General features: G+C 59.4%; 17 protein-coding genes. 5 read left to right on the top strand and 12 right to left on the bottom strand.

Going from position 1 to position 21,607, the window contains the following annotated elements; all coding sequences use genetic code 11:
- Window positions 1-107: 107 nt before the first annotated feature.
- The 5 genes from GOW60_RS07995 to glyA form a co-directional block, all read right to left on the bottom strand.
- Window positions 108-530 carry a universal stress protein gene (locus tag GOW60_RS07995; RefSeq protein WP_152460407.1) on the bottom strand — a complete coding sequence of 141 codons (423 nt, stop codon included), beginning with the start codon at window positions 528-530 and terminating at the stop codon, window positions 108-110.
- A 79-nt stretch (window positions 531-609) separates the two neighbouring features.
- Complete coding sequence (locus GOW60_RS07990; protein ID WP_171228870.1) at window positions 610-1,983, bottom strand: sodium:alanine symporter family protein; 1,374 nt, start codon at window positions 1,981-1,983, stop codon at window positions 610-612.
- A gap of 25 nt (window positions 1,984-2,008) precedes the next feature.
- Window positions 2,009-2,953: a lipoyl synthase gene (gene lipA / locus GOW60_RS07985; protein ID WP_171228869.1), complete on the bottom strand. Its 945-nt coding sequence runs from the start codon at window positions 2,951-2,953 to the stop codon at window positions 2,009-2,011.
- A gap of 14 nt (window positions 2,954-2,967) precedes the next feature.
- On the bottom strand, window positions 2,968-4,374 hold the full coding sequence (gene lpdA / locus GOW60_RS07980) for a dihydrolipoyl dehydrogenase (protein WP_171228868.1): 1,407 nt from the start codon (window positions 4,372-4,374) through the stop codon (window positions 2,968-2,970).
- Window positions 4,375-4,385: 11 nt separating this feature from the next.
- Complete coding sequence (gene glyA, locus GOW60_RS07975) at window positions 4,386-5,639, bottom strand: serine hydroxymethyltransferase (RefSeq protein WP_171228867.1); 1,254 nt, start codon at window positions 5,637-5,639, stop codon at window positions 4,386-4,388.
- Window positions 5,640-5,786: 147 nt separating this feature from the next.
- Between glyA and GOW60_RS07970 the strand changes: the two genes are divergently transcribed.
- Window positions 5,787-6,389 carry a helix-turn-helix domain-containing protein gene (locus GOW60_RS07970; RefSeq protein WP_171228866.1) on the top strand — a complete coding sequence of 201 codons (603 nt, stop codon included), beginning with the start codon at window positions 5,787-5,789 and terminating at the stop codon, window positions 6,387-6,389.
- A 54-nt stretch (window positions 6,390-6,443) separates the two neighbouring features.
- On the opposite strand, the gene GOW60_RS07965 is transcribed toward GOW60_RS07970, so the two are convergent.
- Entirely contained in the window at window positions 6,444-7,391 is a 948-nt protein-coding gene (locus GOW60_RS07965) for a GlxA family transcriptional regulator (RefSeq protein WP_171228865.1), read from the bottom strand.
- A gap of 80 nt (window positions 7,392-7,471) precedes the next feature.
- Between GOW60_RS07965 and GOW60_RS07960 the strand changes: the two genes are divergently transcribed.
- From GOW60_RS07960 to GOW60_RS07945, 4 genes are all read left to right on the top strand, one after another.
- A complete protein-coding gene (locus GOW60_RS07960; protein WP_171228864.1) occupies window positions 7,472-8,632 on the top strand; it encodes an acyl-CoA dehydrogenase family protein in 1,161 nt (386 codons plus the stop codon).
- Window positions 8,633-8,634: 2 nt separating this feature from the next.
- On the top strand, window positions 8,635-10,650 hold the full coding sequence (locus GOW60_RS07955; RefSeq protein ID WP_171228863.1) for an acetate--CoA ligase family protein: 2,016 nt from the start codon (window positions 8,635-8,637) through the stop codon (window positions 10,648-10,650).
- Window positions 10,651-10,653: 3 nt separating this feature from the next.
- Complete coding sequence (locus tag GOW60_RS07950) at window positions 10,654-11,433, top strand: carnitinyl-CoA dehydratase (protein WP_171228862.1); 780 nt, start codon at window positions 10,654-10,656, stop codon at window positions 11,431-11,433.
- Window positions 11,434-11,697: 264 nt separating this feature from the next.
- Entirely contained in the window at window positions 11,698-11,976 is a 279-nt protein-coding gene (locus GOW60_RS07945; protein ID WP_217355499.1) for a hypothetical protein, read from the top strand.
- On the opposite strand, the gene GOW60_RS07940 is transcribed toward GOW60_RS07945, so the two are convergent.
- The 6 genes from GOW60_RS07940 to GOW60_RS07915 all read right to left on the bottom strand — a co-directional run bounded on the left by GOW60_RS07940 (window position 11,967) and on the right by GOW60_RS07915 (window position 21,603).
- Window positions 11,967-13,037 (bottom strand): polyprenyl synthetase family protein, encoded by a 1,071-nt coding sequence (locus GOW60_RS07940; protein WP_217355498.1) that lies wholly within the window; start codon window positions 13,035-13,037, stop codon window positions 11,967-11,969. The two genes, GOW60_RS07945 and GOW60_RS07940, sit on opposite strands and share 10 nt — an antisense overlap.
- A 4-nt stretch (window positions 13,038-13,041) precedes the next feature.
- Window positions 13,042-15,165, bottom strand: coding sequence for an FAD-dependent oxidoreductase (locus GOW60_RS07935; RefSeq protein ID WP_171205217.1), 2,124 nt, complete (start codon window positions 15,163-15,165; stop codon window positions 13,042-13,044).
- A complete protein-coding gene (locus GOW60_RS07930; protein WP_171228860.1) occupies window positions 15,158-15,982 on the bottom strand; it encodes a DUF3237 domain-containing protein in 825 nt (274 codons plus the stop codon). The genes GOW60_RS07935 and GOW60_RS07930 overlap by 8 nt, the downstream gene beginning before the upstream one ends.
- Window positions 15,983-15,996: 14 nt before the next feature.
- Window positions 15,997-16,878, bottom strand: coding sequence for an encapsulin (locus GOW60_RS07925; protein WP_171228859.1), 882 nt, complete (start codon window positions 16,876-16,878; stop codon window positions 15,997-15,999).
- A gap of 52 nt (window positions 16,879-16,930) precedes the next feature.
- Window positions 16,931-20,131 (bottom strand): adenylate/guanylate cyclase domain-containing protein, encoded by a 3,201-nt coding sequence (locus GOW60_RS07920; protein WP_171228858.1) that lies wholly within the window; start codon window positions 20,129-20,131, stop codon window positions 16,931-16,933.
- A gap of 539 nt (window positions 20,132-20,670) precedes the next feature.
- The gene (locus GOW60_RS07915; protein ID WP_171228857.1) at window positions 20,671-21,603 is read right to left on the bottom strand and encodes a choline/ethanolamine kinase family protein; all 933 of its coding nucleotides are present in this window, start codon (window positions 21,601-21,603) and stop codon (window positions 20,671-20,673) included.
- Between the last annotated feature and the right edge of the window lie 4 nt (window positions 21,604-21,607).

Here is a 21,607-nt window from a genome sequence, read left to right as displayed (position 1 = left end):
GAACAGGCATCTCCCAACCCGCAAAATCAACCATCTTGCCGCCAAGCTCGACGTGAAGGTCATACAACGGCGTGCGCTTCGGTGTGGTCATTTCTTCAACCTTTCAATCAGCGGGACTGGTCGCGGACGACCATAACGGTGCAATGCGCATTGCGCACGACACGGGCCAGGTTCGGGCCAATCTCGTAGTTCGGGAAATCGCCCTTGGTCGATGCCATGACGATCAGATCAAAGCCTTCCTTGTAGGCAAGCTTCAGGATTTCGCGGTAAACACTGCCTTCTTCGACATGGACCGGCACGTCGGAAGCCTTGGCATGATCCAGAATCGCCTGAACCGCACCTCGCACGTGGTCCTTTGCGCCGGCACCATAGTTGGCGGGCAGGTTTGGCAGCTGGATGATCTCGGGGATGACGGCAACCGCATGCAGTTCGGCACCGTAGAATTTTGCCTGTTCCAAGGCGGTCGGCAGGGCCAGTTTCCACGAGCGGTCGTCGGTGTGATCAATGGGCAGCAGGATTTTCGTGGCCATCACGTCTCTCCTCGAGATATTGAATTCGGTTTCAAAGGCGGGGGGCCGGGATGGCCCCCCCGTTTTGGTGGGGCCGAGCTTATTCGGCAGGTGTGCCGCCCGGCTCTTCGGACTTGCCGCCCGAGGCGAAGAACTCTTTCGTCAGTTTGAAGACGATCGGGCTCAGCAGCGCTAGGGCGATCAGGTTCGGGATGGCCATCATGGCGTTCAGCGTATCGGCCAGCAGCCAGATGAAGCCCAGATCCGCGGTTGCGCCGAAGTAGATCATCACAATCCACAGAACGCGATAGGGCATCAGGGATTTCACGCCCAGCAGGAACTCGACACATTTCTCGCCGTAGAACGACCAGCCGAGGATGGTGGTGAAGGCAAAGATCGACAGAGCGATGGCGATCAGATACCCGCCGATACCCGGCAGCGACAGTTCGAACGCGTGGCTGGTCAGCGCCGCACCGGATTCACCCGATGTCCATGCACCCGACGCGATGATGGCCAGACCGGTGATCGAGCAGACGATGATGGTATCGATGAACGTACCCAGCATCGCGATCAGGCCCTGGTTGACCGGACCCTTGGTTTCGGCAGCGGCATGCGCGATCGGGGCCGAACCCAGACCGGCCTCGTTCGAGAACACACCACGTGCCACGCCGAAGCGGATGGCGGCCCAGACGGCTGCACCCGCGAAACCACCTTCGGCGGCGGACGGAGTAAACGCATAGGTAAAGACCAGCGACAGCGCATGTCCGATGTTGCCGATGTTGATCAGCAGAACCAGCAGGCCCGCGATGATATAAGAAACGGCCATAAAGGGGACCAGCTTACCGGCAACCGCACCGATACGGGTGATGCCGCCCAGGATAACGGCCGCGGTCAGAACCATCAGAACAACGCCGGTGACCGAGGTGTTCAGGCCGAAATTGGCTTCCAGTACCTGAGCGACACCGTTGGCCTGCACACCGTTGCCGATGCCGAAGGCAGCAACCGCGCCGAACAGGGCAAAAGCCACGCCCAGCCAGGCCCATTTCGCGCCCAGACCGTTCTTGATGTAGTACATCGGACCGCCGACATAGTTACCCAGTTCGTCCTTTTCACGGTATTTCACCGCGCAAACGGCTTCGGCATATTTGGTGGCCATGCCCACCAGGGCGGTCATCCACATCCAGAACAAGGCGCCCGGACCGCCCAGGAAGACAGCAGTGGCCACACCGGCGATGTTGCCTGTACCGATGGTCGCCGACAGCGAGGTCATCAGCGCGTTGAACGGGCTGATCTGCCCTTCGCCCTGACCCTCACGGCCTTTGAACAACAGGCTGAAGCCTGTGCCGATGCGCAGGATCGGCATGAATTTCAGCCCGACCTGCAGGAAGAAGCCAACGCCGAGGATGAGGACCAGCATCATCGGCCCCCACACGACGCCATTGATGGCCCCTACGATTGAATTTAACGCTTCCATGGTTTCCCTCCCATTTGCGTTTGGTTTATGCCCCGGTCGCGATGGCCCGCTGGCGAGCCTGCTTGAGGGCAGTGAAATCTTCGTCGGCATGGAACGACGAACGGGTCAGCGGCGTGGCTGACACGTGCAAAAAACCCTTGGAACGTGCGATCTGCTCCAGTTGGGCGAACTCCTCGGGTGACCAGAACCGGTCAATCGGATGATGTTTCGGTGTCGGTTGCAGATACTGCCCGACCGTCAGAAAATCGACATTGGCCGCGCGCAGATCATCCATCACCTGACGCACGTCGTTCAGAGTTTCACCCAGCCCGACCATCAGACCCGACTTGGTGAAAATCTCGGGGTTTGCTCGTTTGGCATCGTCCAGCAGCCGCAGCGAGGCATAATAGCGCGCGCCGGGGCGAACCGTCGGATACAGGTGCGGGACGGTTTCCAGGTTGTGGTTGAACACGTCCGGTGCTGCGTCAAAGACGATTTTTGCGGCGTCGCCCTTGCCCAGGAAGTCGGGGGTCAGGACCTCGACCGTTGTGCCGGGGTTCTGATGGCGTACGGCGCGGATTGTCTGGGCGATATGCTCGGCCCCGCCATCGGACAGATCATCGCGATCAACCGACGTGATCACCACGTGGCGCAGGCCCAGTTTCTTGACCGCCGCCGCAACCCTGCCGGGTTCGAACGCGTCCAGCGCATCGGGGCGGCCGGTGGCCACGTTGCAGAACGAACAGCCCCGCGTGCAGATCTCGCCCATGATCATCATGGTGGCGTGGCGCTTGGACCAGCATTCGCCGATATTGGGGCAGGCCGCTTCTTCGCAGACCGTTGCCAGATCGTGATCCCGCATCAGACGCCGGGTTTCGTAATACGCGGCGCTTTCGATCTTCTTCTTGCGAATCCATTTCGGTTTGCGCGGGATGACACTGTCGGCCTTCTTGGCCTTTTCCGGGTGACGTGGTCGAAGCTGGATGGTCATCTGGCTGTCCTCACTTACGCGTGGATTGCGCGGCCCATGGCATCGAGGCAGGCTTCCTTGACCGCCTCGCCCATCGCCGGGTGCGCATGACAGGTTGCTGCAACCTCGGCGACCGTCGCGCTTTTGGTCATGGCCAGTACCAGCTCGGCGATCAGATCGCCGCCATGGGCACCGCAGATATGGGCTCCGAGGATCTTGCCGTCGGAACCGGCCAGAACCTTGACCGCGCCATCTGTTTCACCCGTCGAGCGCGCCCGCGAATTGGCCATGAAGGCAAACTTGCCGACAGCATATTCGACGCCCGCGTCTTTCAGGGCCTCTTCGGTCTGACCAACCGAGGCCACTTCGGGATCGGTGTAGACCACACCCGGCACGGTGTTGTAATCGACATGACCGGCTTCGCCGGCCAGCATCTCGACACAGGCAACGCCGTCCTCTTCGGCCTTGTGGGCCAGCATCGGGCCGGGAACACAATCACCAATGGCATAGATACCGGGCACCGACGTCTGGAATGTGCTGTCGACTTCGACGAAGCCACGCGGGTTCACGGCCACGCCCAGCTCTTCCAGCCCAAGCCCGCGCGTCACCGGGCGACGGCCCACAGCGATCAGAACCTTGTCGGCCTCGATCACCTCTTGCTTGTCCTTGCCGACGCGGTCCACGGTCAGGGTCAGGGTCAGGGTCAGGGTCAGGGTCAGGCCAGCCGCGGTTTTCTCAACCGATTTGAGGGCTCGGCCCAGTTGGAACTTCAAACCGCGTTTGGACAGCGCCCGCTGCGCCAGCTTGGCGATCTCGCCATCGATGCCGGGCAAAACGCGATCCAGATATTCGACCACGGTGACCTTGGCGCCCAGACGCGCCCAGACCTGCCCAAGTTCCAGACCGATGACACCTGCACCGATCACCACCAGATGATCCGGAACGCTCTGCAACGCGATTGCACCGGTCGAACTGAGCACATCCTGCTCATCAATCTCGATCCCCGGCAGTGAGGTCGGCTCGGATCCGGTCGCGATCAGGATGTTCTTTGCTTCGTATACGCTGTCGCCGACCTTGACCTGACCAGTGGCCGGGATGCTGGCCCAGCCTTCGATCAGATCGACGCCGTTCTTCTTGAACAGGAACGCGATGCCCTTGGTCAGATCACCGACGATCTTGTCCTTGCGCCCCATCATCGCACTGACGTCGATGCTGGCCCCCTCGACCGCAATGCCATGGGAGGAGAGATGTGCAAGCTCGGCATATTTGGCCGAGGAGGTCAGCAACGCTTTGGAGGGGATGCACCCCACGTTCAGACAGGTACCGCCCAGTGCGCCGCGCCCTTCGACACAGGCCACTTTCAGCCCCAGCTGAGCCGCGCGGATCGCGGCGACATAGCCGCCCGGTCCGCCCCCGATAACGATGAGGTCATAGGTATTCATGTCGCGTACTTTCAGTAGATCGGGTAGCTTGCGCAAAGAGCGCGAACCTGTTTGCGGGTTTCCTTTTCGACGGTTTCGTCACCGTCAGGAGACTTCGCGAGCGCCTCCAGAACATCACCGATCAGATGGCCGATCTGCCTGAACTCTTCCGGGCCAAAGCCACGGCTGCACCCGGCGGCGGTACCCAGACGGATGCCGCTGGTGATGGTTGGTTTTTCCGGATCTCCGGGAACGCTGTTCTTGTTGCAGGTAAAGCCGGCCCGTTCGAGCGCCGCCTCGGCGTCCTTGCCGGTTACGCCGATCGGGCGAAGGTCGACCAGCATCAGGTGGTTCTGGGTGCCGCCGGAAACGATGTCACATCCACGCGCCATCATGACGCTTGCCAAGGCCGATGCGCTGTCAACGACACGCTGCATGTATTCCTTGAATTCGGGTTTCAGTGCCTCGCCAAAGGCCACCGCCTTGCCTGCGATGACGTGCATCAGCGGGCCACCCTGCAGGCCTGGGAATACGGCCGAGTTGATCTTTTTCGCCAGCGCCTCGTCATTGGTCAGGATGATGCCGCCACGAGGCCCGCGCAGTGTTTTGTGCGTGGTCGAGGTCACGACATGTGCGTGTCCTACAGGCGAGGGGTGCAGGCCGGTCGCCACCAATCCGGCAATATGAGCCATATCGGCCAGCAGCCATGCGCCAACCTCGTCCGCGATTTCACGGAATCTGGCAAAGTCGATCTTTTGCGAGTAGGCGGACGCACCTGCGATGATCAGCCTGGGCTTTTCCGCCCGCGCCAATTCGGCGACCTGATCATAATCGATCAACCCTGCATCGGTCAGGCCGTACTGCACGGGCCGGAACCATTTGCCGGACTGCGCCGGTTTCGCACCGTGGGTCAGATGGCCACCTGCATCCAGCGACATGCCAAGAATGGTGTCGCTCGGGTTCAGCAGCGCCAGCTTGACGGCCCCGTTGGCCTGTGCGCCGGAATGGGGCTGAACGTTGGCATATTCACAGCCAAACAGCTTCTTGAGGCGTTCGATCGCCTCGACTTCGACCTCATCGACATATTCGCAGCCGCCATAATAGCGGCGGCCCGGATAGCCTTCGGCATATTTGTTGGTCAAGACCGAACCCTGCGCTTCGATCACGGCCTTCGAGACAATGTTCTCCGAGGCGATCAACTCGATCTGTTCGGCCTGGCGTTCACCCTCGCGCGAGATGGACGCGGCAATGACGGGATCTGCCTCAATCAGTGACGTTTTGAACATAGTCTCCTCCTTTTGCCCCGAATCCTCAGTGCGAAACTTTGTTTCCTATAGGGGAAATAATTTGCTTTAGGCAACAAAAATCTCTTATTCAAGAAGTTGCGTATATATTGGGAGGCATGTAACCTTTGATAAAACAGGGGGAATTCAATGGGCGACGAAAGCCGAAATGATGTTTCCGGACAGGAACTTCTGGATGAAGGAGAGGCTCTGGGCCGCTCCATCCGCGATGCGCGGCGCGCGAAAGGGTGGACTCTGGAAGAAGCCGGCCGCGCTGCGGGTATCGGGCGCTCGACGCTGTCCAAGATCGAAAACAACCAGACGAAGCCAAGCTTTGACATTGTACGGCGTCTGACACAGGCCCTGGATATGAGCACGCCGCAGTTGTTTCTTCAGTCGGGTCAATCCGGCATTTCAGGCCGCCGTGATTTCACTCCGAAAGGCGAGGGGGAAATCAAGGATACGCCCACGTACCTGCATGAACTGCTTTGCCCCGAACTGACCAGCAAGCGGATGCTGCCCTATATCGCGACAATCAAGGCGCGCGACCTGTCGGAATTCGAGACATGGATCCGACATTCCGGAGAAGAATTCATGTATGTGCTCAGCGGCGAACTTATCTTCGTGTCTGAACATTACCGCCCTTTGCCCATGAAGGCCGGTGACTCGCTTTATTATGACAGCGGAATGGGGCATGGGTGTATTTCGACCAGCGAAGAAGACGCCAAGGTGCTGTGGGTTTCGCTGGAATAGCCCGCAGGGTTCTTTGGTTTTCCAGGAAAGCCGGCATCGCCATGCGCACCCCATTCAGCCGTCAGACAGGCTTCGGTGGCGAAACGCCGTCGGTGTCTGGCCGAATTCTGCCTTGAATGCCCGGGTCATGGCGCTGGCGTTTTCATATCCGCAACGGCCGGCGATTTCGGCGATGGACTGCTCGGTATCTTCTGCCAGGTTGCGTGCAAGGTTCAGCCTCAGCCGGCGGTACAGCGCCTGCGGCGTGGTCTTGAGCTCCGCCTGAACGCGCATTTCGATCCGCTTTTGCGAGCACCCGATCTTGCGGGCCAGTTCCCGGATCGAAAGAGGTGTTTCAAGGTTCGCCTGCATGACAGCCAGTGCGCGATTGACCAAAGTGTCTTCGGATTTCAGAGGCAAAGGGTAATGATCCCGCCCATTTCGGCTCATCAGAAGATGCCCGACTTCCATGGACAAAAGAGGACCGTGATCCCTGCGGATAAGGGCCGAGGCCAGATCGAACGCGGCCATCGCCCCGGAACAAGTCAGCCTGTTACCATCGATGACATAACGTTCCTGTACCGCATCCACGGCCGGAAAGCTTTCTTCGAACCGGGAAAGTTCGTCCCAGTGAATGGTCGCCCGGTGCTCATCCAGCAAACCGGCGCGGGCCAGCAGCCAGCTGCCGGTATCCAATCCGGCCACTTGGCGGTGTTTCCGGGCCGCAGCCAGCACGATGCGCGTGGTCGCTCGCGTGTCCAGCTTGCGATACCCATAGGACGGCATGACCACCAGAACGTCGCCTTGCTGGTCAGAGATTGAACCATTCGGTGTAACGACAAGGCCGCTGGAACTTTGCACGGGGTCTCCGTCCATGGAGCAGAAACGCCATGAATACAAAACCTGCCTCGACAGGTTGTTCGCAGCCCTGAGCGGTTCGACCATGTTTGCAAGGCAATGGTTCGAAAACCCGTTGAAGAGCAGAATGTTGTATTGTCGCGTCAAAATTTTCGAATTAGGCATGATCTTGTATCAACTCTGCATGTCGCGACCATGGGCGATGGCGTTTGGTTGGTCAACCACCGATCCAGGGAACACGCGCCATGCAGTTTGGTCTGACAGAAGAACAGGACATGATCGTCTCGACGGTCCGCAGCTTTGTTGAAAACGAAATCTACCCGCATGAAGACGCGGTCGAGCGCTCGGGAACCGTGCCTCCTGAACTGGGTGAGCAGATCAAGCAGAAATGTATCGATCTGGGCTTTTATGCCTGCAACTTCCCCGAGGAAGTCGGCGGCGCAGGTCTGTCTCATCTGGATTTCACCTTGGTCGAGCGCGAGCTTGGCCGCGGGTCAATGGCGCTGACGCATTTCTTTGGGCGCCCGCAGAACATCCTGATGGCCTGCAACGACGAGCAGCGCGAACGGTATCTTCTGCCTGCCGTACGTGGCGACAAGATGGACGCCCTGGCGATGACCGAACCGGATGCGGGTTCGGATGTGCGTGGTATGAAATGCCAGGCGGTGCGCGATGGCGGCGACTGGGTTGTCAACGGATCGAAACATTTCATCTCGGGCGCGGAACATGCGGATTTCTTTATCGTCTTCATCGCGACCGGCGTGGAGGAAACACCCAAGGGCCCGAAGAAACGCATCACCACTTTTCTGGTGGATCGCGGTACTCCGGGCTTTGAAGTGCGCGAAGGCTACAACTCGGTCAGCCACAAGGGCTACAAGAACTATATCCTGTATTTCGACAACTGCCGTCTGCCCGACGCACAGGTCCTGGGCGAGGTTGATGGCGGCTTTGCCGTGATGAACGAATGGCTTTACGCAACCCGCCTGACGGTCGCGGCGTTCTCGGTTGGTCGCGCGCGGCGCTGCTTTGACTATGCGCTGAACTATGCGGCCGAGCGCAAACAGTTCGGCCAGCCCATCGGCAAGTTTCAGGGCGTCGGCTTCCAGATCGCCGACATGATCACCGAGATCGACGCCGCCGATTGGCTGACACTCGCCGCCGCGTGGCGTCTGGATCAAAACCTGCCATCAAACCGCGAGATTGCCTCGGCCAAGCTCTATGCTTCGGAAACGCTGGCGCGGGTGACGGATACCACGCTGCAAATCTTCGGGGGTATGGGTTTGATGGACGATTTCCCGATCGAACGGTTCTGGCGCGATGCCCGGGTCGAGCGCATCTGGGACGGCACCAGCGAAATTCAGCGCCACATCATCAGCCGCGATCTTCTACGTCCCCTGGGCGCCTGACCATGAACAAAGACCTGACCCGGCTGCTGCGCCCGAAAACCATCGCCGTCATCGGCGGCGGCGCGTGGTGTCAGCAGGTTGTTCTGCAATCCGAACGCATGGGCTATGCCGGTCATATCTGGCCGGTGCATCCCAAAGCGTCGGAAATTGCGGGTCACAGGGTTTTCGGCCACATCGAGGACCTGCCCGAAGCCCCGGATGCGGTTTTCATCGGTATCAATCGCCACGCCACCATCGAGGCCGTTCGTGTCCTGTCCAGTATGGGCGTAGGTGGGGCGGTGTGCTTTGCATCGGGCTTTTCCGAGGCCGTTGCCGAAGATGACACCGGCGGGGACTTGCAGGATCAACTGATTGCCGCAGCCGGTGACATGCCCATTCTTGGCCCGAACTGCTATGGCTTCATCAACGCGCTGGATGGGGCGCTGTTGTGGCCGGACCAGCACGGGGCCACACCTGTGGACAAGGGCGTGGCGATCCTGACGCAAAGCTCGAACATCTCGATCAACCTGACCATGCAGAAACGTGGGTTGCCGATTGCCTACATGATGGCCTGCGGAAACATGGCCCAGACCAGCCAGGCCGAAATCGCCTCGGCCTTGATCGATGATCCGCGCGTCACCGCCGTGGGTCTGCATATCGAAGGGTTCAAGGACATCCGGGAATGGGAAGCGCTGGCCGCCAAGGCCTATTCAAAGGGCATCCCGCTGGTCGCCCTGAAAGTGGGTGCGTCGGAGCAGGCACAGGCCGCGACGGTCTCGCACACTGCGTCGCTTGCGGGCAGCGATGCGGGCGCGCAGGCCCTTCTGGACCGGCTGGGCATTCCGCGTCTGTCCGCGTTGCCGGACTTTCTTGAGACGCTGAAACTGTTGCACTGCTATGGGCCGCTGCCGGGTGGCCGCATCGCTTCGATCAGTTGTTCAGGGGGTGAGGCGAGCCTGATCGCGGATATGGCGGTTGGTACGGGCCTGAGTTTCCCGCCGTTGAGCGATGACAAAAGGGCGCGCTTGCGTGACGCGCTTGGCCCTATGGTCGCGGTGAACAACCCGCTGGATTATCACACGTATATCTGGCGCGACGAAGAGGCGATGGCGCAGGCCTGGTCAGGCATGACGGGTGACGACATCGACCTGACGTTCTCGATCGTCGACTATCCGACGACGGATCCGACCGACTGGAGTTGCGCGACCCGAGCTGCGTTGAGAGTGCGTGCCGAAACCGGCGCCCGGTTTGCGATTGTCGCGACGCTGCCTGAACTTCTGCCTGAAGACGTCGCGCAAGACCTGATGGCCGGTGGTGTCGTTCCATTCATGGGATTGCGCGAAGCACTGGCGGCCACGCGCGCCGCGTGTCAGATTTCGCCCCCGTCCGCGCATCCTGTCTGGTTGCCGGGAACGGCTGAGGCGACCCAAACCCTGACCGAAGGCGAATCAAAACGGGCGCTGGCCGAATGCGGCCTGCAAGTTCCGCAAAGCCGCACGGTTTGCGGCCCGGCAGAGGCCCATTCGGCCGCGCAAGACATGGAAGCCCCCTTTGCCGTGAAAGGTGTTGGGCTTGCGCATAAATCCGAACACGGCGCTGTTCGGCTGGGCGTTCAAACCAAAGACGTGGGCAGTGTGGCCGCTGACACCGGCACAGATAGCATCCTGATCGAAGAGATGATCACCGGAACCGTTGCCGAATTGCTGGTCGGTGTCGTCCGTGACCCGGCCCATGGGTTTGTCCTGACATTGGGGGCGGGGGGCGTGCTGACCGAAATCCTGCGCGACACGTCGTCGGTGCTGGTGCCAAGCACGCCCGAGGACATCCGTGCCGCGTTCGGCAAATTGAAAATTGCCCCGCTTTTGGCAGGCTATCGCGGCCAACGGGCGGCTGATATGGATGCAATCATCGCCGCAGTCGAGGCCGTTCAGGCCTATGTCATGCAAAATGCCGACACGCTTGGCGAGGTCGAGATTAACCCGCTCCTGTGCACGCCGGACAAGGCCGTTGCCGTGGATGCACTGATAAGAAAGGCCTGAGATATGGACCCGATCAAAACCCACCGCGACGGAGCGATCCTTGAGGTGACGCTGGACCGGCCCAAGGCCAACGCCATCGATCTTGTCACCAGCCGCAGGATGGGTGAGGTATTCGCCGCGTTTCGCGACAATCCAGAGCTGCGCGTGGCCATTCTGACGGGCGGCGGAGAGAAGTTCTTTTGCCCCGGCTGGGACCTGAAAGCAGCGGCCGACGGGGATGCGGTAGACGGGGATTATGGCGTCGGAGGGTTCGGCGGCTTGCAAGAGCTGCGCGACCTGAACAAACCCGTGATCGCGGCCGTCAACGGCATCGCCTGTGGCGGCGGGTTGGAGCTGGCCCTGTCAGCCGACATGATCCTTGCCGCCGATCACGCCACGTTCGCCCTGCCGGAAATCCGCTCGGGGACTGTCGCGGATGCGGCCAGCGTCAAACTGCCCAAGCGCATCCCTTACCACATCGCGATGGAGTTGCTGCTTACCGGCCGTTGGTTCGACGCCGAGGAAGCCAATCGCTGGGGGTTGGTGAACGAGATCGTCGCCGCGGATCAACTGATGGACCGCGCCTGGGAACTGGCCCGGCTGTTGGCCTCGGGACCGCCCCTGGTTTATGCCGCGATCAAGGAAATCGTACGTGATGCCGAAGATGCCAAGTTTCAGGACGCTATGAACCGCATCACCAAGCGTCAGCTCAGAACCGTGGACGTTCTCTATGCCAGCGAAGATCAGCTGGAAGGCGCGCGCGCCTTTGCCGAGAAACGAGACCCGGTCTGGAAAGGGAAATAGGCAGACGTTTCCCGTGATCGCAGAGCGTGAATTTACCATTTACTGATCCGCACGGCATGTGCACAGTTAGGCATGCCGTATTTCGAACGAAAACCATATGTTAGTGCATCTCGGGCGGTCAGCCCGATTGCGCCGCAGCCCGACGATCAACCGATTTCCGATGTAGCGCGCCGCGTGCTCGAAACAGAGCGGGGCCCGCGGCGACATCTGGACGGTCCGTTCAGGTGTCGCAAATCCTGTCACCCCGGCAGCACCGCCACCATTTTGCTGTCCTTTGAGGCACCCGAAGGCGCGGCCCCTGTTCAGATGCAGTTCGAACCGGGTGATCTGACCAACCCGAACGGTGACATTCTGCCGGCGAACCGCATCAGTGTGATCCCGCCACAAATCCAGCTTGAGCCGGGGGAAGCAACGGATGTTGCTGTTGCGGTGACCATACCCGACCTCTCCAAACCCGGTGAATATCACGGTCGGATCGCCTGTACCGGAACGGACCGGACCTCGGTTGTGGTGATTTTCGAGGTGGCGGGCGCTCAGACCTGACGGGTCACCAGATAGTCCATGAATTGTCCCAGAAACGCGCGCGGCCCGTCTTCTGTGCCCGCGAACACCCGCGTGAACTCATTTCGGGCCGAGGCCAGCAGATCATTCGCCGCGTCCTGGGCATAGCGGATGCTGCCGTAATGGTTCATGCGCTCCAGCACCCAGGCGACATCTTGCGTCGACCGGGCATCGCGTGGATTTGACAACATCTCGGCCAACCGTGCCTGTTCAGGCTCTTCCGCCTTCAGGCCAAGCTGACCCAGCATCAGCGTGCGTTTGCCTTCATAGATGTCGCCGCCGATTTCCTTGCCGTAACTGTCCTGTGAGCCGACGAGATTCAAGACATCGTCCTGAATCTGAAACGCCGCACCCAGGAAAAAGCCAAAGGCGTTGAAATCATCCAGATTCAGCGCGCCGGACGCGACATCATGTGGCCGCGCAATCAGGGCCCCGATGCGCATCGGATGAATGAAACTGTACCAGCAGGTCTTTTTCAGACACATCCTCAGATAATCTGATGCATTGACGTTCAAACGATTGTCGCGAATCCAGCCAAGCTCCAGCGCCTGACCTTCGATGGATTGCTGCAACAGATGGTCGAACTCATCCACCACGCGCATACCGGTTTCCGGGCCCAACGGCCCCAGGTTCTGACGCAGCAGACGCAGGGCAAGCGATTGCATCCCGTCGCCGGTATTGATCGCAAGGGGAACCCCAAGCCGCTTGTGCATACATTCGCGCCCGCGCCGGAAATCGCTTTGATCTTCGATGTCGTCGTGGATCAGAAAAGCGTTGTGCAGCAGCTCTAGAACCGCGGCCGAGACCCTCGCATTCTCGCTGTTTCCGCCGAAGGCTTCGCATGTCGCCAACAGCAGGGCGGGCCTCAAGCCCTTGCCCGAGGTTTCGATGTAGTCGCGCATCGGACCATACAGATAGGCCTGAGGCTCACCCGTCGGCAACAGGCCCAAAAGCGTTTCGCGCGCCTGATCCCCGTAGAAGGTCAGGGTTTTTAGAAAATCCTGTTTCGCCGCAGGATCCAAATGCGCGGTTCCGGATTTCACAGGCTCAGCCCTTCTGGGTGATGATCACGCGACTTTTGTCTTCCCGCGCGCCGGATCGTTCCGGACCGCCGCCAAACGCAGAAAGCGGTGCATCCGAAATTGGCAACGCCCTGGACAAGGCACCTGATTGACCACTGTCCCGGCCCAGATCATACGCGACATCTTCCGCCAGCTCATCCCCCGGGATCGGCAGATCCGCGGTGGGCTCGTAATTTGCGATGAGGTCGAACAGCTCTTTCGGGGGGCAGATCATTCGAAGCGCTTCGGCAACGGCTGGCTCCTCGGTGATGCCACCGGGTTTTGAATATTCCGCCGCCGGTTCCCCTATGGCGGCAAGAGGGCCATCACCGCCACGATCAACTCCTGCCGTGTCCTGACCCATTTTCAGCGCGGCTTCGACCGCAACCGCGAACCGATTGTCCCACGGAAGGCCAGCCTGATAGCGGGCGTAATCATAGGCGCGCAGCGGTTTCAGGATGTCGGGTTCATGCAGGTCCCAGATCTGGCAGGGCTCGGCATCCGATCCACTGCGTTGAAGAATGGCGTTGACGGCCCGACGCGCGGCCTCGTTCGCCCCTTCCATCGTGGCAAGGTCGGTAAAAGTGCGGACGTAATCCGATGCCAGGAAGAAATTCGGGATGAGCGTGGCCGCATCCGGGCGCAAGCGCCAGCTGTTGATACGGTTGACCAACAAGGGTTCGACATTGCTTTGACGCTTGGGGTCGTTCGGGTCTTGAACGATATCAGGATCGAGGAACCAGTAGTGCATATCCTCGTCCCGCAGAATGGTCTGGCCATCCACGTTGATGCTGCGCTTGAGCTGTTCCCAAACCTCTTTTGCGATCTCTTCCCGGCTGCAATCGCGCGCGGTTTTTCCGTTCAGCCCCGGCTTGTCCCATTCGGAGATATCGATTGACAGCAGGCCTTTGGTCTTTCCTTCGGCCCAGTTTTCGAAGTTGATCCCCGGCCAGAACTGTTTTTGCGACACAGCCGTCAAAGCCCATGGGCTGTCGATGAAAATGACGTGGCCGTGGGTCAGCGCGACATCCTTGGTGAGATAGAACTGAATGCCGTTCATCCATTGCACGTCATCGGCCAGCAAAGGCAGTTTGGCAAGTGCGGGGTCAACCGCCATCATTTCCGGGGTCACAAGCGGTGCCATGCGTTCAATCGGCATGGCGCTGATGAACCAATCCCCCGTGACCTGCTTTTCTTCGCCATCCTGTTCGACTGTTGCGCCGACGATCTTGCCGTTCCGGCACTCGATTCCGGTGACTTTGGAGTCAAAATTGTACACGACCCCCTTGCTTGTCAGATAATCCAGCCACGGTTGAATCCAGACAAGATTGGTGGGCCCGTTCAGCAGCCTGTTGCAGTGGGGTTCGGGCGTGGCGATACCCAGCTGAAGCTGAACAGCAATGTCCCCCACTGTCTTCGTGCTTGCCGTCGTGGCCTTGGCGGCCACCAACGAACGGGTCAGGCCGATGGCAAGGAACTTCTGATAGGCTTCCGAACGGTCCTGCGCGCCGATGAAATCCCACCAACCGATCCGTTCATATTCGTCAAACCGGCGTTCCTTGCAGGACGTCGCGATCCGCCACATGCAGGCGACAAAATGTTCGACATCCTCATACGCGATCTGGTCCCTCGGCGAAAGCGCGAAGGCAATGGTCTTGAAGGCATCCGCAACATCCTTGAGCGTGCGGGGGAACCGTTCCGGGACAATGATGCCGGGCTTGTCGAACTGGCTGACCAGAACTTGCGTGGTCGGGACCAGATTGTCAAAGCATGTGCCCTTGTCGTAATACGGCGTGCGGGCCATCGTGTCGGTGATATGCCGATAAAAGTTCGGAAAGAACCTGAACCCATGTTCACCGGGCAGCCAGGGCCGTTTCACGCCGGGCGGATAATTGGCCCCATCCATCTCGGCCCATTTTTCCAGCGCCTTGATGTGTTTCGCTTTCGAGCCATGATCCCCTTCACCCTTCATCACGGGAATGCTGCGGGCCTTGCCGCCGGGGATCAGCTGGCGTTCGTGGACTTCTACCTCGAACCCGCGTTCAATCAGTTCGTGCGCGGCGCTCATGCCAGCCACGCCTCCCCCAAGAATGACAACCTTGTCAGGCATCGGAAATTCCTTTCGCGGAATAGACGTCAAAGCGCAGGGTTATGTCTGACAGGCTGGCTTCGCCAATGCCAAAACCCTGCACCCGATTCATCCAGCTGAAATGCGGATTCGAGGTCAGGTAACGCGGTGCAAGCCGTACCGGAGCCGAAGCGGGCAGATTACCCTTGGACAATGCCGCATATCCGTCCGGGCCGAAGTCACACACACCCGTATCTTCGAACAGGATCGGAGCTTGTCCGATGGACGGTCTTATAAGTGCCTTTGCATGAAGCAGCCCCACACCATCGGGCCGAACGCGCATCCAGTCTCCTCCGATCGGTTCGATCACCCCTTTCAGATGCGGGCCTTCGACGGTGCCCCCTTCTTTGATGGCGAAATGCAGCCAAATCCCGTCCGGTGTCTCGCCCGAGGGGTGAAAGCTGCTATCGAACGGCACCACAAATTTGGCAACATGTTCCAGTACCGGCGACGTCACTGCGGTTTTTGTCGGTTCCGGCGCGGCAGGTTGAACTGCTTTTTCGGGCCCGGGGTCATACTCGCGCCCTCCCGACGTCAGCACCGGGCGCCAGGACAAAGTTTTTTCCTGTTTGACTGACGGCAGAACGGCTGCGAATTGTTGAAACCCGGTTTGTGGGTCCCGCAACAAGGGCCACCCGCGAATGGCACGCTCGGGGCCGCCATCTTCCGAACAGATCAGACGTAGCGTGTCATGCGGCGACACGGATGGACCGGCTTCCACCAACACCCGACTGAGACCGTCTGCGTTGATCGCCTCGGACCAACGCAGCGTCACGCCCCGATCTGAAAACTCGCGCACGACCCGATCTCCGGTCAACAGGTTATGGTGCGGACGGCCTTAGCTTCCTTGATCCTGAGATGGAACTTCTGCTGCACGCGGAAGACGTGCTCGCCCTCGGCAGAGGTTTGCAGATACTTCACGGCGATATCCGAGGGCACGACGATTTCCACCGGTGCACCCAGCAGGGACACAAGCACTGCCTTGTCCGGGGGCAGGGTGCTGGAACGCAGCAACGGCCCGTCCAGGAACGGGAGAATGCTGTCACGTGGCAGCACCATCGAGTTCGGCAGCGGGGTCGTGACCGCACGGAACAGACCGTTGCCCATCACACAGGCATAGGGGCCCAGATAGCCATGCGTTTCCAGCGTGCTGATGCCCTCGACGACGGCCTCGAAAACATCGGTTCCGCTATAGTTCTTTTTGGACGTGGATTTGGTTTTGCCTTCGCCCGCTTCAAGCAATCCCGGATATTTGCCACCGCCGCTGATCGTATAGATCTGCGGCAATGAGTCGGGCGCGCCGCCGGCGTGTTTGGGGGCCTGTCCGGTGCCGGGTTGACCGTTGAAAACGATGTCATCCTCTACCCGTGCCACAACGGCGGCCGCTCGGCGGAACATGATCTGAGCCGCCGTCAGTTCCGGATCAGCCACCTGTGCGCCTTTCAGGTACACGTTCACCGATACGGTGGTAAGGCGCAGCGTATCATAATCGTTCACGTCAAGACGTTGCTTGGATGCACCAGATGAGTTCTCGACCAGATCCAGCTTGTTCAGCGGGACGGATTGCGTGTCAGCGGGCAGCGGTCCGTACAGGGGCAGGAAACTGGCGGCCACCCGGGCGCGAAGCGCCTCATCATGGACGGCCTTTTTCACGGCGCTCCACTGATCTTCATTCCAATCCAATGCATCGGTCATTGCAAATCCCTCTCGGTGCTGCTGCCCAATTTGGCGGGGCAGTCAATCTTGTTCATTTTTCTTCTTTCAATCTGCCCAGCAGATCGCCGGCCCGCTGCTCCTGAACAACTCCACGGCAATCCCGCGCAAGCGAATGCGCTTTTTCCGCCTCGCTGATTGCAGCGTCCAAGTCCCCCTTTGCGGCAAAAGCCTTTGCTCGCACACGGTGATATTCAGGTTTGTTCAACGTCTCGCCGCGCTCCCAGCCGGGAATGCAAACGGTTTCGAGCCGGTCTAAAGCCTGGTCAACATCTCCGTGATCAATCATCAACTCAGACAGAACAATCTGATTCTGAGGAAAAGTAAAGTTTCCACCAGATTTGGAAATCAGGTTCATGCATGTCTCGATACGTTCCGGAACACCTGCGATATCGCCCTTTCCGGCCTGCGCGAGGCCCATATAGATGTCCTGCATCGCGTGAAGGTAAAGAAACCCTTCCTCATCCGCGACTTTTCTGGCTTCTTTCATCGTCACGTCGAGCCGGTCCCATTCCCCCGCATAGGGCAGGAACATGCTGCAAGCGCCCATCACGTAGACAAGGTTGGGTGCGTGGTTCAGCGCCCTGCTGACCTCGATGGATTCCAGACGCGCCGCCTCGGCTTTTTCGAACTTTCCTTGCTGCCACAGCAGGCATCCCTGAATGGCCAGCAATGACGCGGCCGTGGAAGACTGGGTCATGGGCATCATGGCCATATCCAACTCGGGTGTGATCAGGGCGAATGCGCGCTCCAGCTGTTGTTCGCATTCCGCAAATTCCCCGCGGAAGTAATGAGTAAAGCTCAGCGCCCGTGCCGCAAGCACGTTGGCGACGGGGTCTTCGGACATGCCGGCCATCATGTCCAGCGCCTGTCCCATTTCCATCGCTCGGTTCATCTGACCGGCAACAAAGAAATGGGTCCAACGGCAGAAGGTTGCGGCAAAAAGGGTCTCGCCGTCGCCCAAAGACTGGGCCAGTTCCATCGCCCGGGCGGCAGTTTCGCCGACTTGATCGGACGACCATCCGTAGATCGCCATATAGGCGGGCAGAATGTTCATCTGAACCCGGAGTTCGAAACCGTCGCGACCCGCGTTGTCCTTCATGGTTCCGATGTTGCGCAGGGCGGCCCGGAAAGCGGAAATCGCGGGCAGGTTTGCCAGTCGGGACAACGCCAGTTCACCTGCCGTGACCCAATTCGTGACAGCCTCATCCTTCAATCCGCCAAGATCGCAGTGATGCGCGACGGTATCGGGGGCCGGGGTTCCGAATGCCTTGTGACCGTCCAGCAATGCTTGGGCGATTTTCAGATGTACCTTCTGCCGGTCTTCCCGCAGCAACGAGTTATAGGCCGTATCCTGAACCAGCGCGTGGTTGAACGTGTATGTGGCCGACCCTGAATCGCTGGTGATCAGCACGACGCCAGCCGCCATAAGCTGCATGAGGGCGCTTTCCACATCCATGTCTTCATGCGCCACCGCGTGGATCATCTGAGCGGTGAAACTGCGCCCGATGACCGATCCGAGCTGGGCGACTGGTTTGGCATGTTCCATCCGGTCAAGACGCGACATCAGCGAGTCCTGAAGGGTGGCCGGGACGCTCAGCGCATCCAGAACCTCGGCGTTGATCGGGGCATCCTGGGGCAGCTGGTCCAGAACCGCCTTGGTCATTTCTTCGATATACAGCGGCACGCCATCCGCCTTCTCGATGATCTGCTTGATCAGGATAACAGGCAGGCTGTACGGCTCGGCCACGCGCCGGACCAGTTCGGATGCCTCGGTATTGCCGAGCGGAGAAAGATCAATGCGCGCGGCTCGGCTTTCGAAGTGTTCCGGGGGTTCGTATTCAGGTCGGTGCGACAGAACCACCAATACCGGAAAGTTGCTCAAGGCGGATGCAAGCGCATCCAGTACATCCAACGTGGTCGCATCGGCCCAGTGAACGTCTTCGACCACCAACAACAACGTGCCGCGCCTGTCACACAGGCTGCCGAGACTGCGCAGCATCACGTCAAGAGATTTGCGCGCCTTCTTCAACGGGTCGGATTCTGACGGGGCGTCGGTCTCGATACCTGCCAGATCCAGAAGAACGGGCAAGTCCGCGTCACTCAGTCGAGAGGCCGATTGCACGAAGTCCGAAATCGCTGCCCGGATACTGTCATTTGATTTGTCGCCGGAAACGCGCCTCAATTCTCCGACAATCGGGTGCAGCGGAAGACTTGTCAGGTGCGGGATGCACTGCAATATAAAGGGTTTGACCCCGATTGTTTCAGACAGTGACTTGATCAGCCTCGACTTGCCGATTCCCGCAGCCCCCCCGACAAGCGCCAGCCGGCCCGAGCCTTCCTGCGCTTCGCTCCAAAGCCGGGTCAGGGTTGAAAGATCGTCATGCCGGGCGACAAGATCGACCGCAGATTGACCCACCCGCGCGTCGAACCGGCTGGTGGACATGATTTCCGACACCACGCGATACACTTTGCGCTGATTGTCAAAGCCTTTCAGCTCGTGGCTGCCACGTGGCTCGAATTCAAAGGCACCCTGGGTCAGCCTCCGGGTCTCTGAAGAAATGATCACTTCACCCGGTTCGGCCAGCCCCTGAAGGCGGGATGCAAGATTCGCCGTTTCACCCACCAGAAAGTCCTGGGACCCCAGGCTTTTCGAAGAAACAACGCCCACGACAACCATTCCGGTCGCAATGCCTGCCCGCAGGTCGAGCTTTTCTCCAAACTCGTTTTCAAGGTTCTGAACGGCCTCGATGGTCTCCAATACGGCTCGTACGGCCCGTTCGGCATCATCTTCCATGGCCTTCGGGTATCCGAAATACACCATGATACCATCGCCCTGCCGATAGGCCAGATGGCAGCCGTGCTGTTTCAGGGTGCCGATCGCCGTGTCCAGATACAGGTTCATGATCTGCATCAGGTCTTCCGGATCATATCGCTGTGCCAGCCGGGTCGACCCCACAAGATCGCAGAAAACCAAAGTCAGTTGCCGGCGCTCGGCCTTGGACTGGACTTCGGCCCGCTTCGATGCTTCCTGCGATTTCAGCCTGGCCTGCGCCTTTCGAAAGCGCTTCCTTTCACCAACCGTCAACCCCAGATCACGCAGTTCCGGATCAGTCAATTCGTCCAGAATGTCATCGTCAACGCCCTCTCTCTGAAACAGAGTGGCATAGTCATTCAGATCTGCCAGATGAAGGACTTTTGAAATGCGTGGTGATGCCTCAAGGACTCGCGTCATTGTCTTGCGACTCCTTCCATAACTGTCCCCCTGTTTTCCCCTTAATACATATACATAATGAATATGTATAATCCAAAAATAGAGAGGAATTCATACTGAATCCATAGCAGGAAAAGGCAGCACTGTTAACTTGTTACATTGATTGGCCGCTATACGTCTAAATTACCACAGCGTCACGTGCTTTTCCTGAAAAATCATAAGGTTCAAGTCTCAAGTTGACTTTATTGGCAAGATTTTAGGGCGACCGAACGACCGGATATACCGGCTTATCCCTGACGCCACGTCAAGGCTGACAGAGGTACAAAAGTGCCGTGGTCCTGATGAGGTATCGGGCAGAAAAGCAGACTCAACCCCGGCACCAGCAAAGGGCCGACGCGCGCAAATGTGCTTCGAACAGATACACTTACGCTCCGGGCGCATCCCGTGTCATGCCCGCCCGTTCTTCATTGGGATACAGGTATCAGGGAAAGCGGCTCAAAGATCTGTGGTAAGCTAGGAAACATCCGGTATCTAGGGCGGATCTGGCTGCGGATGAAACCCTATTCCTCGGCCACGGCTTTCACATGGGCCGCAAAGGACGGGGCCAGCATCAGGGACTTGCAGCGTTCGAACCGGTTCGTGGCATAGGCCCAGAAATCTTCGGCGGGGTTTTCATCCGCATGCTGGATCAATCCCCACAGCGTCCACAGCAGGTCGCACATGGCTTTGTAGATCACCATGCGCCCGATCTGAGCCTCGCTCGGCGGGCCGTCGAAATAGGCGGTCAACATGTCCAGCTCCTGTTCGTCGGTCAGCCCGGCTTCGACCGACAGATCACCCAGATCCCAAAGGGCATCGTTCATGCCTGAATACTCGTAGTCCACGATCCACATGCGTTGGCCGTCATCCAGAAAATTCTCGCACAGAGGGTCGCAATGGCTCGGGACCAATGTCCCGGGTTTGTCCCGCAACACCTCGCGGATCGGGGCCGCCTCGGCCACGACGTCCGCGTATCCGTCCGGCAGGGTCGCGTTTTTGTCTGCAAGTACCTTCATGTAGTCGTTGATCATCGAAAACAGCTCGAACCGAAACTTGAACGGCTCGGGGGCATCGTGCAGTTGCCTCAGCGCCTTTCCCGCGCGGGCGGCAGACCCGGGGCGCGTCGCAAACATCTCGGGTGTCATCGTCACGATGTCGGGCACGCAATCACTGATCATCACGCCGGATGACGCGTCTGCCCACAGAACTTCGGGGCCGACCCCGGCTTTTGCCGCCACCTGCGCGTTGTGGATTTCAACCGCGCGGTCGATATAGGCTTCGGTGCCCTCGCCTGGGATGCGCACGATCACCGTCCTTGGCCCACCTTCGACGCGGTAGACCAGATTGGTCAACCCGCCCAGCCGGTAGGTGCGAAGGTCCGTCTCGGCAAGGGTGTCAAACCCCGCCACGTTGCGAAGGGCCTGCATGATCTCAAGTTTCGGCTCGTTTTGCATCGCT

It is taken from the genome of Ruegeria sp. HKCCA4008, assembly GCF_013033125.1.
GTDB lineage: Bacteria > Pseudomonadota > Alphaproteobacteria > Rhodobacterales > Rhodobacteraceae > Ruegeria.
The sequence above is the reverse complement of the archived record's forward strand: the minus strand, read 5'-3'. Positions and strand labels throughout refer to the sequence as shown.

Coding starts and splice junctions, on each gene's coding strand:
- GOW60_RS07995 (WP_152460407.1), bottom strand. CDS start 530: ATGGCCACGAAAATCCTGCTGCCCATTGATCACACCGACGACCGCTCG.
- GOW60_RS07990 (WP_171228870.1), bottom strand. CDS start 1,983: ATGGAAGCGTTAAATTCAATCGTAGGGGCCATCAATGGCGTCGTGTGG.
- lipA (WP_171228869.1), bottom strand. CDS start 2,953: ATGACCATCCAGCTTCGACCACGTCACCCGGAAAAGGCCAAGAAGGCC.
- lpdA (WP_171228868.1), bottom strand. CDS start 4,374: ATGAATACCTATGACCTCATCGTTATCGGGGGCGGACCGGGCGGCTAT.
- glyA (WP_171228867.1), bottom strand. CDS start 5,639: ATGTTCAAAACGTCACTGATTGAGGCAGATCCCGTCATTGCCGCGTCC.
- GOW60_RS07970 (WP_171228866.1), top strand. CDS start 5,787: ATGGGCGACGAAAGCCGAAATGATGTTTCCGGACAGGAACTTCTGGAT.
- GOW60_RS07965 (WP_171228865.1), bottom strand. CDS start 7,391: ATGCCTAATTCGAAAATTTTGACGCGACAATACAACATTCTGCTCTTC.
- GOW60_RS07960 (WP_171228864.1), top strand. CDS start 7,472: ATGCAGTTTGGTCTGACAGAAGAACAGGACATGATCGTCTCGACGGTC.
- GOW60_RS07955 (WP_171228863.1), top strand. CDS start 8,635: ATGAACAAAGACCTGACCCGGCTGCTGCGCCCGAAAACCATCGCCGTC.
- GOW60_RS07950 (WP_171228862.1), top strand. CDS start 10,654: ATGGACCCGATCAAAACCCACCGCGACGGAGCGATCCTTGAGGTGACG.
- GOW60_RS07935 (WP_171205217.1), bottom strand. CDS start 15,165: ATGCCTGACAAGGTTGTCATTCTTGGGGGAGGCGTGGCTGGCATGAGC.
- GOW60_RS07925 (WP_171228859.1), bottom strand. CDS start 16,878: ATGACCGATGCATTGGATTGGAATGAAGATCAGTGGAGCGCCGTGAAA.
- GOW60_RS07920 (WP_171228858.1), bottom strand. CDS start 20,131: ATGACGCGAGTCCTTGAGGCATCACCACGCATTTCAAAAGTCCTTCAT.
- GOW60_RS07915 (WP_171228857.1), bottom strand. CDS start 21,603: ATGCAAAACGAGCCGAAACTTGAGATCATGCAGGCCCTTCGCAACGTG.